Here is a 16652-nt window from a genome sequence, read left to right on the forward strand (position 1 = left end):
CGCTGGCACCAATAGCCGCCTGCGTCACCGGCGCCCGCCACCGTTGCCACCACCGCGCCGGCGACGCAGGCGGCTATTGGTGCCAGCGATGCGCCGTCGCGGCTGAAGATCAGCGGCGACCTGCGCGTGCGCTCGCAGTTCGAGAACTCCAACGGCGGCACCCGCGACCGCAGCAGCGGCCAGGTGCGCGGCCGCCTGGCCGCCGCGTTCGCGGTCAACGACCGCGTCAGCATCGGCGCGCGCCTGGTCACCGGCAACCCGGACGACCCGCGCAGCACCGACGTGCAGCTGTCCAACTGGGACGACGACCTGGAGGTCAGCCTCGACCAGGCGTGGCTGAAACTGGCCTTCGGCGAACTCGACCTGCACGCCGGCAAGATCCCGCAGCCGTTCACCCGCACCGAGCTGGTGTGGGACGGCGACGTCAACCCGCAGGGCCTGTCGGCCAACTGGAAACACGCGCTGGTCGGCGGCGGCGCGCTGCGCGCCAACGGACTGTTCTTCGTCATCGACGAGCAGGCCACCGGCGGCGACAGCACCATGGCCGGCGCGCAGCTGGGCTACGACAGCCCGGCGCTGGGCCACTGGCGCTTCGACGTCTCGGTCGCGCACTACCGCTACAGCATCGGCAGCACCGTCGGCGCCACCGCCACCGACTGGCGCAGCAACCTGCTGCGGCCCGACGGCAGCTACCTGTCCGGCTTCCACCTCAACGACGTCATCGTCGGCGCCAGCTGGTCCGGATTGGGCGAACGCTGGCCGCTGCGCATCGTCGGCGACTACGTGAAGAACAGCGCCGCGCGCACCGACGCCGACAGCGGCTACGGCGTGGACCTGCTGCTCGGCCGCGCGCAGCAGCCGGGCGACTGGCGCGTCAGCTACGGCCACGCGATGGCCGAAGTGGACGCGGTGCTGACCGCGTTCTCGCAGGACAACATCGGCCTGGGCAGCAACTACCGCATGCACGCCCTCGGCGTGGACTACGTGCCATGGCCCAGGACCACCCTGAGCGCGCTGTGGTACCGCTACCGCCCGCTGTCGGCGCAATACGCCGGCAACGCCGACCCCGGCGACTGGCTCAACCGCTTCCGCGTGGCGCTGATGGTCAGCTTCTGAGCTGATCGCCTGCCACCCGGCGTAGGAGCGGCTTCAGCCGCGATGAGGCTTTGCCGGTAAAGCCCCGTTCGCGGCTGAAGCCGCTCCTACGGAAAGCGCCGTGGGATTCCGAGGGGTGACTGCTGTGTTCCCCGACACAACGCGGCCAATTACCGCGCGATGTTGCGGGACATGCCCACGTCATCCACGCCACCCGGCCACCATGCCTTGCGCAAGGGAAGGCACGGCCGGTCCGGTGGCCTGTATCTGCTGACCACCACCACGCACGAGCGGCGGCCCCTGTTCGCCCACTGGCACTGCGCCCGTGTTGCCGCCGCTTCGCTGGCACGACCGGAAAGCTGGCCCGGGGCGGCGCTGCTGTGCTGGGTATTGATGCCCGACCACTGGCACGGCCTGGTCCGACTGCAGGACACCGGCAACCTCGGCGCTGCGATGCGCCACGCCAAAGGACGCTCGGCGCGGGCGGTCAACCTCGCCCTGGAAGCGGACCGGTGTGGTCGCGTGCCTTCCACGACCATGCCTTGCGTTCGGACGAGGATGTCCTGCGTTGCGCACGCTATGTGATCGCCAATCCCCTGCGCGCTGGGCTGGTAGAACGCATTGGCGACTACCCCTATTGGGATGCGGTATGGCTCGAGCACGCCGCAATCCTGTAGGAGCGGCTTCAGCCGCGATGGGGCTTTGCCGGCAAGGCCCCTTCGCGGCTGAAGCCGCTCCTACGGGTGTTCTGTGTTTTCTGCGGAAGACGAAAGCCTTGGCGCAAATTCCCGTGTTCATGCGGTGACGCAAGTGCCTTGTGTTGTCTGTCCCGAACCCGGCCTTTTTTCGTAGGAGCGGCTTCAGCCGCGAAAGGGCCTTCCCGGCAAAGCCCCATCGCGGCTGAAGCCGCTCCTACGGGTAAGGCAGGGTTACCTGCGGGCGGTGAAGATCGGCGTCAGGTAGTCGGTGGTGCCTTCGATGCGCTGCAGCGACGGGTAGCGCAGGCCGCCGTGGTAGTCGATGCTGAGCGTGCGGTAGACGTCCATCTCCTTGACCAGCAGGCGGATCGGCTGCTTGCCGTCCTTGGCCGCGCGCACCGCCTGCTCCAGTTCGTCGGCGCTGTACTGCAGGTCGTTGACCGCCAGCACCTGCATGCCGCTGCCCAGGCCGGCGTCGAACGCGGGGCTGTCCCAGCGCACTTCGCCCACCTTGCCGCCGCTGTCCAGCGACATGCCCAGCGAATAGATGAAGCTGGCGCCGCGGCCCTTCATCATCGCCTTGTAGTAGGCGCTGGGCTTGTCGCCGTAGACCAGCTTCCAGCCGGAGGCCTCGATGCCGCCGGTCAGGCCGGTCCGGCGCTCCAGGCGGTCGCGCAGGAACTGTGTCCAGTCGCCGGTGGGCTGCACCTGCTCCAGCGTGGCGGCGACATCCTCGAAGGTGTAGGTGTCCGGGCGCTCCCACTGGCCGTCGTTGACGCCGAAGAAGGCGCGGGCGAAATCGTCCAGGCTGCGCCTGCCCTTGCTGAGGCTGCGGATACGCACGTCGGCCTCCAGCCACAGCATCTGCCCACCCTGGTAGTAGTCCTCGCTCATCTGGTAGCCGCGGTAGGGCTTGGGCTTGCGGCGCGCGATCACCGGGTCGTTGGTGGTATCGCCCAGCGCGCGCCACTCCAGGCCGGGACGGTTGTCGGCGTAGGTCGCCGCGACCAGCGCCAGCGCGTCGCGCGAGGCCTCCATCGGGCGGATGCCGGCGCGCGTGGTCAGCACGTTGCCCCAGTACTGGGTCTGCCCTTCGTAGACCCACAGCAGGCTGCCCTGCATCGGCACGTTGTAGTGCAGCGTGGCCAGGTCGGCCGGGCGGCGGTACTTGCCGTCCCAGGAGTGGGTGTACTCGTGGCCGAGCAGGTCACTGCTGCCGACCTTGGCGTCCCAGCCGCTGAAGTAGTCGCGGTCCTCGCTGTTCTCGCTGGAGCGCTGGTGCTCCAGGCCGATGCCGCCGAGCTGGCTGGTCACCGCGAACAGGAAGTCGTAATGGTTGTAGTGCTCGGCACCGTAGAGCTTGCGCGCCTGCGCGACCAGCGCGCGGTGCTGCTCGATGTGCTCGGGCTTGGCTTCCAGGTCCTTGGCGCGGTCGGCGAACACGTTCAGCCGCACCGGGCGGGTGCCGGCCGGGGCCAGGTCGATGGTGCGGTGGTAGCGGCCGGCGAATACCGGCGAATCCACCAGGATCTCCAGGTTGGTCGGCGCGTAGTGCACGGTATCGCCGTCGCGGCGTTCGACCTCCAGCGCGCTGGCCGCTTCCCAGCCCTGCGGGTAGCGGGCGCTGGCGCGGTAGGTGATGGCGTGCGCGGCGTGGCCGGCCGGGTACAGCACCATCGCGATCCACTGCAGGTTGAGCATGTTCGGGGTCATCACCGTGCGCCCCTGCGAGGCATCGGTGGGGCTGAGAAACTGGTAGTCCATGCGCAGTTCGCCCACGCCTTCGGGTACCTGCACGTTGAAGGTGAAGACGTCGAGCGGGTCGCGCGTCCATTCCAACCGCTGGCCGTTGCCGGTGACCACCAGGCCGGCCAGCTTCTCGATCGCACCGCTGGCGGCATGGTTGCCCGGCAGCCACGCCGGATAGTGGAAGCGCTGCAGGCCGGGCCGCACCGGCACGGTCTGGCGGATCTTGAACACCCGCTGGCCCAGGTCGGTGGCGTCCACGTCCAGCACGATGGTGCCCGGGTAGGCCGCCTCGCTGATGGCGACGCCGCGTGCGTCGGTGGTCGGCACGTCGGGGGCGGCATGCGCCAGGCCCATGGCGGCCATCAGCGCCAGTCCCAGCATGGCGGGGCGGATTACATGCATTCGGCAGACCTCTCGTCGTTTCGGATCGACGGATGATCGCCGGAACCGGCCACCGGCGCACGGGTCGTTCGGCATGCTTCCATGGACCGGGTCCCGCCGAGGCGGAGGCCGGCGCCGGAGCTGGGTTCCTGCGTTGAACGCTGTGCTCGCCGGTCCACTGCAGGCCGATCCACTGCAGGAGAGAAGCCCCGACTCCGCTTTCCGCTTTGCGGAAACAAAAAAGGCCGCCGGGAGCGGTTTTCGCCATCGCTCGCCGATGGCCCGAAGAGTTGCCGCCATGGGGGCAAAAAAAAGTCCGGCCGGAGCCGGACCAGACATCCCATGCTGCGGCCTCTTGCGAGGGGGAGAGACAGACGGGAAAACAGGGGCGATGGCGGCATGTGCGCCGCAACCGCGATGGAGGGCCGGTCCCCGTCGAGGCGACGGGGACCGGCGGCGGATCACCTGAACTTGTAGATGACTTCCGCGGCCACTTCGCGGCCGATCGGATCGTCCACGCTGTAGGCGAAGTCGCCGTGCCACTTGTCGCGGTAGATCTTGTCGAAGATGTTCGACACGTACAGGTTCACCTTCCACGCGTCGGTGATCTGGTAGCCCACGCTGCCGTTGAAGTAGCGGCGCGGCTCGCGATGGCCGTAGTGGCGCTTGGAGGTCTGGCCGTAGGTGACGCTGGTCGGGTCCTCGTCGCGGCAGGTGGCGTCGTCGACGTAGGTCAGCGAGGTGTAGCCGTCGGCCAGCGGTTCGCAGCCGCCCCAGCCGACTTCGCGGCCGCCGGACTTCTGGTACACCAGCAGGGTCGCGTTCCACTTCTCCCAGGTCCAGTTCGCGCTGGCGGTGATCTTGGTGCGCGGGTTCTGTTCCTTGCGGGTGTTGACCAGCGGCTCGGTGGACAGGCCACGCTGCTTGTAGGTCAGCATGTTGGTGTAGCCGAGGTTGAAGCTCCAGCTGCCGATCGCGGTATCGGGCAGGCGGTAGCGGGCGCTCAGGTCGACGCCGGCCACCTGGGTTTCGGCGCGGTTGATCGGGTTGATGTCGATGGTGACCGAACCGGCCACGCTGCCCGCCGTGCCCGGCGTGCGGTGGATGCGGCTGGCCACTTCCGAGCACCACTGCGACGAAGGCGGCGACGCCAGCGGGGCGCCATCCGGGGTGAAGCCGCTGCGGGTGCAGTAGGCCTCGGCCTTGAGCAGGTCGTCGGCGCCGATGTCGTCGATCAGGTTGTCGATGCGGATGTCCCAGTAGTCCGCCGACAGCGAGAAGTTGCTGAAGGCGTCCCAGACGAAGCCGACCGTGTACGACTTGCCTTCCTCGTACTTCAGGCCCGGGGTGCCGCCGCGGTTGACGCGCGCGTCCTCGATCTTGAACGGCACGTTGTTGCGGCCGTCCCACGGGCAGCCATAGCCGCCGCCACCGCCGTTGTCGGCGCAGGCCACGTAGTCGGTGAAGTCGGAAACGCCCGAGCTGGGCAGCGCGTAGACGTAGTGCATGTCCGGCGCGCGGAACGCGGTGCCGTAGCTGCCGCGCACCAGCAGGGTATCCAGCGGACGCCACTCCAGCCCCAGCTGGTAGGTCGTGGCCGCGCCGCTGCGTACCGCGTCGTACTTGTCGTAGCGGCCGGCGACGTTGGCCGTCAACGTCTCCATCAGCGGCACGTTGAACTCGACGCCCGCCGCATAGCGGTTGCGGCTTCCGCCGCCCTGCTCGATGTTGCCGAACGGGGTGTACCAGCCATCCGGATCGTCCGGGTTCAGGGTCTTGGGATCGGGCGTCAGCTTGTAGCCCTGGCGCGCCGCTTCCACGACGCCGGCGAAACCGATCGGGCCGGCCCAGCCCTCGAACAGGTCGCCGCTGATGGTGAAGCTGGCCTGGTTCAACCACGAACGCGCCTTCTTGTTGCCGCGGCCGAGGAAGGCCGAGGTCTCGTCGGGCGACAGCGGGTTCCACAGCTTGTCGTAGTCCGGCGTGTAGATCGGCATGCCGTTGGTGGCGGTGCCCTGCTGCGCGCCCATGAAGAAGTCGAACATCTTGCCCTGGTTGTAGGTGGGGAAGTTCTCCCGCACCTCGTAGGTGGCACGGCCGACCATCGCCTCCCAGTCGAAGCGGTCGCCGATGCGGCCGGTCACGCCGGCGCTGAAGTCGATCGCGCGTTCCTTGGACAGGGTCAGGATGGCGTCGTGGTTGCCCATTTCCTCCGGCGCCAGGAACTTCAGGAAGTTGCGCGGCGCGCCGGCGCCGTTGTTGGCGCGCGGGTCCCAGTAGTTCGGGCTGGTGAAGCCGTCCAGGAAGGTGTTGAAGCGACCGGTCGAATCCCACACGCCCAGGCTGGCCCAGCCCTGGGTTTCATCGCTGAAATCGAAGGTGCCGTGCAGGTAGCCGGAGTTGTCCTCGCTGCCGGTGCGCAGCGCCCAGTTGTGGAACACGCGCTGGGCGCACATGGTGCCGCCGGTGGACTCGGCGCCGGTGTTGCGGTCGTAACCGCGGTAGGTGAATTTGTAGTAGAGGTCGCCGTACTGGTCGCAGGCGCCTTCCGGCGGGGCGATCAGGCGGGTGACGCTGCCCACGCCCGGCAGGTTGTCGATGGTGCCCGGCTCGCGCAGGCGCAGGCCCGGGTAGGGCGTGGCTTTGCCGATGCCGTAGTGCCGCTCGACCGGGTTCCAGGTGCGGTAGTCCTTGTCGTCCTCGGCATCCATGAACGGCCGGTCGCCGGCCAGCAGCTCGCCGCGGTCGAAGTGCTGCAGGTTGTAGACCAGGCTCCAGCGGTCGCCGCTGAAACCGCCGGAAAGCACGATGTCGGTGTTCTCGCGGCCGCCGCGGGTGGCCTCGCCGTAGCGCACGCGCGCGGTATGGCCGTCCATGTCGTCCTTGAGGATGACGTTGACCACGCCGCCCATCGCGTCGGAGCCGTAGATGGCCGATGCCGATCCGGTCAGCACTTCGATGCGCTCGACGATGCCGGTCGGGATGTTGTTGAAGTTGGCGAAGTTGCTCTTGCCCTGGTAGGGCATCGGGTAGTCGGCGACGCGGTGGCCGTTGATCAGCAGCAGGCTGCGGCCGGGGCCGAGGTTGCGCAGGTTCAGCGGGCTGGCGTTGACCGAGCTCTGGCCCCAGTCGTAGTCGTTCTGCACCGAACCGATCGCTTCGGTGATGGTCAGCAGCGCGTCATAGACGGTGGCGAAGCCTTCCTTCTTCATCTGCTCGGCGGTGATGACCGTCACCGGTGCCGGGCCTTCGACCTCGGAGCGCTTGATGCGCGAACCGGTCACGGTGATCGCGTCCAGATCCTTGGCCTGGCCCGTGCTGCCGGCCTTTTCCTTCGGCGCATCCTGGGCGCCGGCGACGAACGGAGCACCCAGTGCCAGTGCCAGAGCGGCTGCCAGCGCGGTGCGGTGGTGTGTGCAGGAACGAATCATCACTAATTCCCCTCCCGGGAAGACGAAATCGGTTCAAAGGTCCAACCTGTTGGCACGCACGAAGCCCCCTGAGCACGTGCATGGCGCCAACATAATCGCAACACTTTCGTAAAAATGTGATGTTCATCACTATTTAAACCGATTCAATTCGCAGAATCGCTGTGGGAACGATTTCACGGCAGATGGGACCGGTTGCCGGCCGCCGTTCGTTGTCCCGGATCCTGTCCCCCGGACAGCGAGGGCCATTTCCCTTTAGGGCCGTCAGAGGATCGGGACATTGCGTCCAGCAGCAATGTCGTTAGGATTGGTCCAGCCATTGATCCAGAAGCTGCTGCCGATGCCCTCCCGCCTGACCGCTCTCTCGCTGTTGCTTGCCTTGGCCGCGACCGGTGGTGCCCCGTCCGCGCTGGCCGCCCCGCTGGCCGATCCTCCGCCCGGTGCGACCCCGCCCGGCGCCGCCGACCTGCATGGCGAGACCGCCGCGCAGCGTACGCAGCGCCTGCAATGGTTCGCCGACGCCAAGCTGGGCGTCTTCGTCCACTGGGGCATCTACGCGGTGGGCGGCATCGACGAATCCTGGTCGTTCTTCAACGGCAAGATCTCCCACGCCGACTACATGAAGCAGCTGCGCGGCTTCAACGCCAGCGCCTACGACCCGCAGGGCTGGGCCGACCTGATCCGGCGCAGCGGCGCGCGCTACGCGGTGCTCACCACCCGCCACCACGACGGCGTGGCGCTATGGGATTCGGCGCAGGGCATCAACGTGGTGCGCGACACGCCGGCCAAACGCGACCTGGTCGGCCCGCTCGTCGAAGCGCTGCGCAGGGACGACCTGAAGGTCGGCCTGTACTACTCGCTGCCGGACTGGTCGTACCCGGACTACGACGTGTTCACCCGCAAGGAAAAGCGCTACGACCCCGCGCGCGAACCGCAGCGCTGGCAGCGTTTCCTGCGCTACTACCAGGGCCAGATCGCCGAGCTGCAGGACCGCTACCGCCCCGACCTGATCTGGTTCGACGGCGACTGGGAACACGACGCCGGGCAATGGCAGTCGGCGAAACTGCGCGCGGACATGCTCGCGCGCAACCCGGGCCTGGTCATCAATTCGCGCCTGAACGCGTACGGCGACTACGCCACGCCGGAACTCGGCCTGCCGATACTCAAGCCCGCGCAGAGCCACTGGGAGCTGTGCCTGACCATGAACCGCTCGTGGGGCTACCAGCCGCGCGACACCGAGTACAAGAGCCTGAACCAGATCATCCAGATCTTCGCCCAGACCATCGGCATGGGCGGCAACCTGCTGCTGGACATCGGCCCGAAAGCCGACGGCAGCATTGACCCGCGCCAGGTCGAGATCCTCGAAAAACTCGGCCGCTGGACCGGCAAGCACGCCGAGGCGATCTACGGCACCACCGCCGGCATCGGCCCGGACCACTTCGCCGGCCCCAGCACGCTGTCGAAGGACGGCAAGACCCTGTACCTGTTCCTCGACGGCCGCCCCAACGGCGACGTGCTGGTCAAGGGCCTGGACAGCAGGGTGCTGCGCGCGCGCGTGGTCGGCGCCGACCAGCCGGTGCAGGCGCGGGTGCTGGGCAAGTACGACTGGGCCAGACAGCCCGGCCTGCTGTTCCTGACCCTGCCGCAGGACGCCTTCGACAGCGACATCACCGTGGTCGCACTGGAACTGGACGCACCGGTGAAGCTGTACCGCGAGGAATCCAGGCCCATCGAGAGCAACGGCTGATGGCACTGCAGCGCATCCTGGCGCTGGCGCTGCTCGGCGCGCTCGCCCTCCCCGCCGCGTTCACCGCCCACGCCGACAGCCCAGGCGACTACGTGCCCGAAACCGACCCGCTGGTGCTGCGCAGGCTGGAGCAATGGCAGGACTGGAAGTTCGGCTTCATGATGCATTGGGGTCCTTACAGCCAGTGGGGTGTGGTCGAATCCTGGTCGATCTGTTCGGAAGACGTGGACTGGTGCAGGCGCCCCGAAGGCGTGGCCTACACCGACTACGTGAAGCAGTACGAGCACCTGCCCGACACTTTCAACCCGGTCAGGTTCGACCCGGCCGCCTGGGCGCAGGTGGCCAAGGTCGCGGGCACCAAGTACGTGGTGTTCACCACCAAGCACCACGACGGCTTCGCCATGTTCGACACCAGGCAGAGCGACTACCGCATCACCGCGCCCAACGTGCCGTTCCACGGCGACCCGCGCGCCAACATCGCCAGGCAGGTGTTCGACAGCTTCCGCGATGCCGGCTTCGGCATCGGCGCCTATTTCTCCAAGCCGGACTGGCACAGCGACGACTACTGGTGGCGGCGCTTCGCCACGCCCAACCGCCACGTCAACTACGACACCCGCAAACATCCCGAACGCTGGCAGCGCTTCGTCGACTACACCCATGCGCAGGTCGATGAACTGACCCGCGACTACGGCCGCATCGACATCCTGTGGCTGGACGGTGGCTGGGTGCGCCCCGGCGACACCTTGGGCGACATCGCCAACGGCACCGCCGGCGTGCCGTGGCCGCAGGACATCGACATGCCGGGCATGGCGGCGATGGCGCGGCGCAACCAGCCGGGGCTGATCGTGGTGGACCGCGCGGTCGGCGGCCGCTACGAGAACTACCGCACGCCCGAGCAGAAGATTCCCGAGCAGCCGCTGCCCTACCCGTGGGAAACGTGCATGACGCTCGGCGATTCCTGGAGCTATACGCCGAACGACAACTACAAGTCCGCGCGCAGCGTGGTGCAGATGCTGGTGGACGTGGTCGCCAAGGGCGGCAACTACCTGCTCAACGTCGGCCCGCAGCCCGACGGCCAGCTGCCGGCCGAGGCGGTGCGGCGGCTGCGCCAGATCGGCGCGTGGATGGACGTCAACGGCGAGGCGATCCATGCCAGCCGCGCGGTGGCGCCATACCGCGACGGCAAGTTCCGCTACACCCGCCTGAAGAACGGCGACATGTACGCCCTCTACCTGCCGGACGCCGCCGAGACGCGGCTGCCGGCGCACCTGCATATTCCCGGCCCGGCACCGCGCGCAGGCGCGACGCTGCGCGTGCTGGGCAGTGACGCGGCACTGCAATGGCACCGCGAAGGAGACAGAACCGTGGTGAAGATTCCCGCCGCCGTGCGCGCCGCGACGGCCGATGCCTACGCCTGGGCGATCCGCCTGCCCGGCGCCGCGGAGGCCATGCAATGAGCCGCATCCTCGCCCTGGCCGCGCTCGCCGGATTGGCCGTGCCGGCGCTGGCGGCCGCGCCGCCGGCGCAGTTCGGCAGCGACCACGACGACCCGCGCACCGCCACTCCACCGCCGGCCACCGATGGCCTGCCGGCCTGCACCGTCGAGGTGCTGCGCCATGGCTTCACCAGCTTCGAGCCGGCGCGCGTCACGCTCGACGCCGTGCGTGCCTGTCCCGGCCCGTGGAGCAAGGTGGTGCTGCGCATCGACGGCGAGGTGAAGGGACGCCAGTACGACCGCATCGGCCACGTCGCCATCGGCGGGGTGACGGTGTTCCGCACCAGCACGCCCGAACCTTCGCGCGACGGCATCGCCTGGCACGTGGAGAAGGACGTGAGCGCCTACGCGCCGCTGCTGGCCACGCCGCAACCGGTGGAGCTGCATATCGGCAACGTGGTCAACGAGACCTACACCGGCGTGTTCGACATGCGCCTGCAGCTGCGCTTCCATCCCGCCGACGCCACGCATCCGGCGGCGGACACCGCCGACCAGGTGCTGGCGCTGGACGCGCTGCACGAGGACGGCCAGGACACCGCCGGCAACCTCACCCTCGCGCCCGACACCGAACGCCTGCTGGCCGAGGTCTACGCCACCGGTTCGGGCGGCGGCTGCGAGGAGTTCTGGTACTTCGCCACCACCGCCGACGGCTACTGGTGCCACGCCAGCCAGGGGCCGTACCGCGAAGTGCAGGTGCTGGTGGATGGCCGCGTCGCCGGCATCGCCGCGCCCTATCCGCACATCTACACCGGCGGCTGGTCCAATCCGTTCCTGTGGTATGCGATCCCCGCCCCGCGCACCTTCGACATCGCCCCGATCCGCTACGAACTGACGCCGTTCATCGGCCTGCTCAACGACGGCCGGCCGCACGAGATCCGCTTCCGCGTGCTCGGCCTGGAATCCGGGCGCGAGGGCTGGAAGCTGATGCCCAACGTACAGGTCTGGCGCGACCCCAAGGGACAGCGCGTGCAGGCGCGGCTGCTGCAGGCCGAGCTGGGCGAGGTAGCCCGCGACGGCGACCTGGACGCGGGCGATCCGCAGCAGCAGCGCATGCTGTACCGCTGGCAGCGCCGCTTCGTCGCCCGCGGCGAGGTGAAGGGCTCGCGCGGCACCGTGCAGACCACGGTGGAACGTTCGCTGGAAGGCGACCTGCACCACCGCTGGACCCAGGACGAAGACGGCGACGACCACCTGCTGGCCGAATGGCGCGACCTGCAGACCCTCACCCGCATCCCGAAGGGCGGCAGCGCCGCCACCGAGACCCTGGACCAGCGCTTCGGCCTGGACGGCGCACTGGTCACGGCCAAGGTGGACGGCAAGCCGCGCCTGACCACGACGCTGGACATCCACGACGATGCGAAGCGGACCGAAGCCTCGGCGGCGGGCACCCGCAGTTCGCTCACGCGCGATCGTTTCACCGGCACGGCGTCGTACACCAGCGACGTGCCGCGCGAGCAGCGCAACGCCACGGCGCGTTCGCGGCAGGTGTGGCGGCGCGAGGACGACGGTGGTTGTCAGCAGCGCAGCATCGCCAGCGTCAATGGGTATTTCGTCGAGGACGAGAGCGGTTGCAAGGCGTCGCCGTGACGCCCCCACCCGTAGAGCGGAGCTTGCTCTGCTTGCGGTTGCTCTGTGCTTGCTCTGTGCTTGCTCTGCGGTTGCGGTTGCGGTTGCGGTTGCGGTTGCGGTTGCGGTTGCGGTTGCGGTTGCCCGTGATCTTGCTCTGCTTTTGACTTCCGGGGTCCCCTTCCGCAGCGACGGAGCCGGCGGGAAAAACCCGAAGGGCGGCGTGCATGGATGCACGCCGTTTTTCTACGCGACAGGGATGTCGCGTAGAAAAATCCCGCCGGCGGAGTGGACCCGCGGCACGCAGCGCCGTGGGCGCGTAGGCAGGGGCGTGTTTCTCTTGGTTACTTCTCTTTGCACGAGCAAAGAGAAGTAACTCGCTCCTGCGAAGCAGGGGCGAAAGCTCTGCTCTAAAGCTCTCTCTTCTTGCCTTGCTTCTGGCTCGGCCTACCGGCCTTATGGCTATCGCTTTTGACACAGGTGCCCAGATCGTTCGCTCTGTCGATCCCGCAGAGACCCGAGCAAGGGCAGCAGCAGGATCAAGAGCTTTCGCTCCCCTTCGGGGCGCGAGCTACTTTTCTTTGCTCGTGCAAAGAAAAGGTAGCCAAAAGAAACACGCCCCTGCCTCCGCGCCCTCCGTGCCTGCGGCACTCCGGGTCCACTCCGCCGCCAGGATTTTTCGACACGACATCCCTGTCGTGTCGAAAAACGACGTGCATCCATGCACGTCGCCCCTGCGGGGTCTTGTCCTTCGGCTCCGTCGCTACGGAAGGGGACCCGGAAATCAAAAGCCCAGAAGCAAAAGCAAAGTCACGGCGACGGCAACCAAGCCTGCCGCGGATCAGCCTTCCGCCACACCCGGCGTATCGAACACCGGATCCACCAAGCCCTGCACCCACAACGGCGGCGCATCGCTCTCCAGCTCCAGCACCACCACCTCGTTCTCCCCGCGCCGCAGCCACTGCGCCGGCACCAGCAGCGTCTGCTGCGGGCCGATGTGCCAGTGGCGGCCCAGGTGGTGGCCGTTGATCCACACATGCCCACGGCCCCAGCCGCGCATGTCGATGAAACTGTCGCCCAGCGCGTCCAGCACGAAGCGGCCGCGATGGAATGCCGGGGCCGGCTGCACGCCGGCGGTGAAGGGCAGCGCCGAGAGATTGTCCAGCGGCAGCGGGTGCATCTCCCAGTCCAGCACCGGCTTGCCGGCGAAGCGCGCCGGGCCGAGCAGGCCCTTGCGCTCGTCGACCATGCGCGGGCCGTAGTTGATGCGGCCCAGGTTCTCCACCAGCAGGTCCAGCGGCACGTCGGCCTGCACTTCCAGTTCCACCGAGGTGTCGCCGCGGCGGCGGTCCAGCGTGCCGATGCGGCGGCCATCCTGGTAGAGCAGCGCCATGTCGCGCACGTCGCCGACCTGCAGCGCGCCCTTGCCGGCGGCGGGCAGGCGCGCGCGGTACCAGACGAAGCCGTAGGCCTGGTCCAGTTCCTCCATCGTCAGCGGGCGCACCGCGCGCACCGGTTCGCCCAGCAGCGAATGCATCGGCGCCGACTGGTCCAGCGTCACCGGCGCGATGGCGATCATCGGCGGCGACGGCGGCACCGCCGGCAGGGTTTCGCCGGCCGGCAGGTAGCGGCCGATCAGTCCGCGCAGCGCATGGAACGCCGGCGTCGGGCGGCCGGCCTCGTCCAGCGGCGCGCCGTAGTCGTAGCTGCTGGTGTCCGGCTGGTACGGCTCGCTGGCGCTGTCGTTGGCGCCGTTCATGAAGCCGAAGGTGGTGCCGCCATGGAACATGTACAGGCTGAAGGAGATGTCGCGCTCCAGCATCCATTGCAGGTTGCGCGCGACCAGCGCCGGATCGCCGGCGGTGTGGTGCCGTTCGCCCCAGTGGTCGAACCAGCCCGGGTAAAACTCGCCAGCCATGCGCGGCACGCCTTGGCGATGCCGGGCGAAGGCGGCGAAGCTGCCGGCGGCATCGTCGCCGAAGTTCACCATCGCCAGCACGTCGGGCAGGGTGCCGCCGTCGAGCATGCGCTCGGTGGGACCGTCGGCGGTATACAGCAGGCCATCGAAGCCGGCCGCGCGCAGCGCCTCGCGGATGCTGGCCATGTAGCCATGGTCGCTGCCGAAGGAGCCGTATTCGTTCTCCACCTGCGTCATCAGAATCGGCCCGCCACGGTGGATCTGCAGCGGCGCCAGCTGTTCGCCGACCGCCTTCAGGTAGCGTGTGGCGGCGGCGACGAAGCGTGGGTCGCTGGTGCGCACGCGCAGGTCCGGGGTCTTCAGCAGCCACGCCGGGAAGCCGCCGAATTCCCATTCGGCGCAGGCGTAGGGGCCGGGCCGCAGGATCACCCACACGCCTTCCTCCTGGGCGATGCGCACGAACGCGGCGATGTCGTTCTGGCCCCCGAAGTCGAAGCGGCCGGGGCGCGGCTCGTGCAGGTTCCAGAACAGGTAGGTGCCGACCGTGTTCAGGCCCATGGCCTTGAGCATGCGCAGGCGCGCGCGCCAGTGCGCGCGCGGGACGCGGCCGATGTGCATCTCGCCGCCGCGGATCACGAATGGTTTGCCGTGCAGCAGGAAACGCTCGCCCTGCCAGCCGAACGCGGCGGTGCCACCGCGGCCGGGCGGCGCGCCCAGCGCCGTGGGCGGCAGCGACAGCGCGGTGAGGCCGAGCATGCCGGCATGCAGGAACTGGCGGCGGTCGATCATGCGTCGGTGTCTCCGTGGTGGTCCGGGCGGCTCCAGTCGCCGCCAGCGCTGCGGTAAAGGCCGACGCGGGCGATGCGCGGCACGTCGTAGGCGTGTTCGATCGCCACGCGCAGGCGCGGCGTGCGGGTGGGCGGCACGCGGTCGAGCTTGCAGTGGCCGATCGTCGTGCCCCAGGCCAGCGGCTGCCAGCAGCCGTCGCGCCAGGCATCGATGCGGTAGTTGCTGACGTGCTGGCCGTGGGCGATGGCTTCCTCCAGGCGGATCACGTCGAACGCCGCGTCCGCGGGCAGGGCCAGTTCCAGCCAGCCCTCGCGCGCGCCGCCGGCCGGCATCCAGAAGCTGTCGCGGTCGCCATCGGTCGCGTGCGCGGCGGTGGCGCCGTTGCTGCTGGCCGTGACCGGCGCACCGGCGGCGAGATCGCGCGCCAGCATCGCCGTGCGCAGTTGCGCGAAACCGCGCAGCGCGCGCACGTCGTTGTCGTGGAACAGACCCTGTGGCGTCGGCGGCACGTTCAGCAGCAGCTTGCTGTTGCGGCCCACCGAGGTGAAGTACAGGTCCAGCAGGTTCTGCGGCGTGCGCACCCGCGCATCCTGCTCGGCATGCCAGAACCAGCCCGGGCGAATCGACACGTCGGTCTCGCCGGGGCGCCACACCGCGCCATGGGGATCGCCCTGCTGCAGCGCCTCGCCGGTCCACGGGTCGTCGGCGCCGGGCCGCGGCACCCGCGCCGGATCGACGCTGGCCCAGCAGGTGCTGCCGGCGCTGCCGCTCTCGTTGCCGATCCAGCGCAGGTCCGGACCGGCGTCGGAGAACATCACCGCGTGCGGCTGCAGCGCGCGCACGGTGCGGTGGATGCGCGCCCAGTCGTACTGCTGGCGCTTGCCGCCGGGCCCTTCGCCGTTGGCGCCATCGAACCACAGTTCCGCTACCGGACCGTAGCTGGTGAGCAGTTCGGCGAGCTGTTCGATGTAGAAATCGTCGTAGGCCTTGCCTTCGCCGTAGATGGCCGCGTTGCGGTCCCACGGCGACAGGTAGAAGCCCACGCCCAGGCCTTCGGCGCGGCAGGCATCGGTGAACTCGCGCACCAGGTCGCCCTTGCCGCCGCGCCAGGGGCTGGACGCCACCGAATGCGCCGTGGTCTTCGTCGGCCACAGGCAGAAGCCGTCGTGGTGCTTGGCGGTGAGGATCATGCTGGCGAAGCCGCACGCGCGCGCGGTGCGCGCCCACTGCCGCGCGTCCAGTGCCGTGGGATTGAACACCTGCGGGCTTTCACTGCCGTCGCCCCACTCGCGGCCGGTGAAGGTGTTGACCGAGAAGTGCACGAACATCGACAGCTCCTCGCGCTGCCAGGCCAGCTGCGCGGCGCTGGGGCGCGGGCGGGTACCGGCGGTTGGTAGTGGCGCGCACGTCGGGGCAGCGCTGCCGATGGCCGGGGCCAGTGCGCCGGCCAGGCCGGCGGTGCTTGCGCCGAGGAAGCCGCGTCGGGTCCAGTGCGAAGGAAGGGTCGTCATTGTTTCGTTTCTCTCAATGGAGCGATGCCAGCTTTTTCCTTCTCCCCTTGGGGTGAAGGCGTGTTGCGCGCGAGCCACCGGCTCGCACATGCCTGAACGCCCGGTGCCCTGCGCCGGGCCGGGGCGCGAAGCGGGGTGCTACGGAGGGGCGGATGAGAGTGCGCCGCAATGAATCGCAGGTGATGTGATGATGAACGCGTCGCCACGCGCCCGGTAGGAGAACGGTGGGGTACGGCTGTCTGCATAAGCCTGATTGCAAGCACCTTCGCCCCTAT

Annotated in this window: 9 protein-coding genes; 5 read left to right on the top strand and 4 right to left on the bottom strand. The window is 68.7% G+C overall.

The window, feature by feature from the left end:
* Positions 1–126: 126 nt before the first annotated feature.
* Positions 127–1116 (top strand): putative porin, encoded by a 990-nt coding sequence (locus CQ393_RS17535; protein ID WP_194269711.1) that lies wholly within the window; start codon positions 127–129, stop codon positions 1114–1116.
* A gap of 171 nt (positions 1117–1287) precedes the next feature.
* Complete coding sequence (locus CQ393_RS17540) at positions 1288–1680, top strand: transposase (protein WP_306767966.1); 393 nt, start codon at positions 1288–1290, stop codon at positions 1678–1680.
* Between the two features lie 344 nt (positions 1681–2024).
* Here CQ393_RS17540 and CQ393_RS17545 read toward each other — a convergent pair whose 3' ends face one another.
* Positions 2025–3944, bottom strand: a complete 1920-nt coding sequence (locus CQ393_RS17545) for a M61 family metallopeptidase (protein WP_153193551.1) — start codon at positions 3942–3944, stop codon at positions 2025–2027.
* A gap of 440 nt (positions 3945–4384) precedes the next feature.
* Positions 4385–7354 (bottom strand): TonB-dependent receptor, encoded by a 2970-nt coding sequence (locus tag CQ393_RS17550; RefSeq protein WP_153193553.1) that lies wholly within the window; start codon positions 7352–7354, stop codon positions 4385–4387.
* A 316-nt stretch (positions 7355–7670) separates the two neighbouring features.
* On the opposite strand from CQ393_RS17550, the gene CQ393_RS17555 reads away from it, so the two are divergent.
* From CQ393_RS17555 to CQ393_RS17565, 3 genes are read left to right on the top strand one after another with little or no spacing between them, the layout of a single operon-like run.
* Positions 7671–9098, top strand: coding sequence for an alpha-L-fucosidase (locus CQ393_RS17555; protein ID WP_194269712.1), 1428 nt, complete (start codon positions 7671–7673; stop codon positions 9096–9098).
* Positions 9098–10555 carry an alpha-L-fucosidase gene (locus CQ393_RS17560; protein ID WP_153193557.1) on the top strand — a complete coding sequence of 486 codons (1458 nt, stop codon included), beginning with the start codon at positions 9098–9100 and terminating at the stop codon, positions 10553–10555. The genes CQ393_RS17555 and CQ393_RS17560 overlap by 1 nt, the downstream gene beginning before the upstream one ends.
* Complete coding sequence (locus CQ393_RS17565) at positions 10552–12180, top strand: peptide-N4-asparagine amidase (protein WP_153193559.1); 1629 nt, start codon at positions 10552–10554, stop codon at positions 12178–12180. Before CQ393_RS17560 ends, CQ393_RS17565 begins: the two co-directional genes overlap by 4 nt.
* An 820-nt stretch (positions 12181–13000) precedes the next feature.
* On the opposite strand, the gene CQ393_RS17570 is transcribed toward CQ393_RS17565, so the two are convergent.
* Entirely contained in the window at positions 13001–14866 is a 1866-nt protein-coding gene (locus CQ393_RS17570; protein WP_153193561.1) for a beta-galactosidase family protein, read from the bottom strand.
* Entirely contained in the window at positions 14863–16377 is a 1515-nt protein-coding gene (locus tag CQ393_RS17575) for an alpha-L-fucosidase (protein WP_153193563.1), read from the bottom strand. The genes CQ393_RS17570 and CQ393_RS17575 overlap by 4 nt, the downstream gene beginning before the upstream one ends.
* Positions 16378–16652: the final 275 nt, after the last annotated feature.

The organism is Stenotrophomonas sp. MYb238 (assembly GCF_009496535.1).
Lineage (GTDB): Bacteria > Pseudomonadota > Gammaproteobacteria > Xanthomonadales > Xanthomonadaceae > Stenotrophomonas.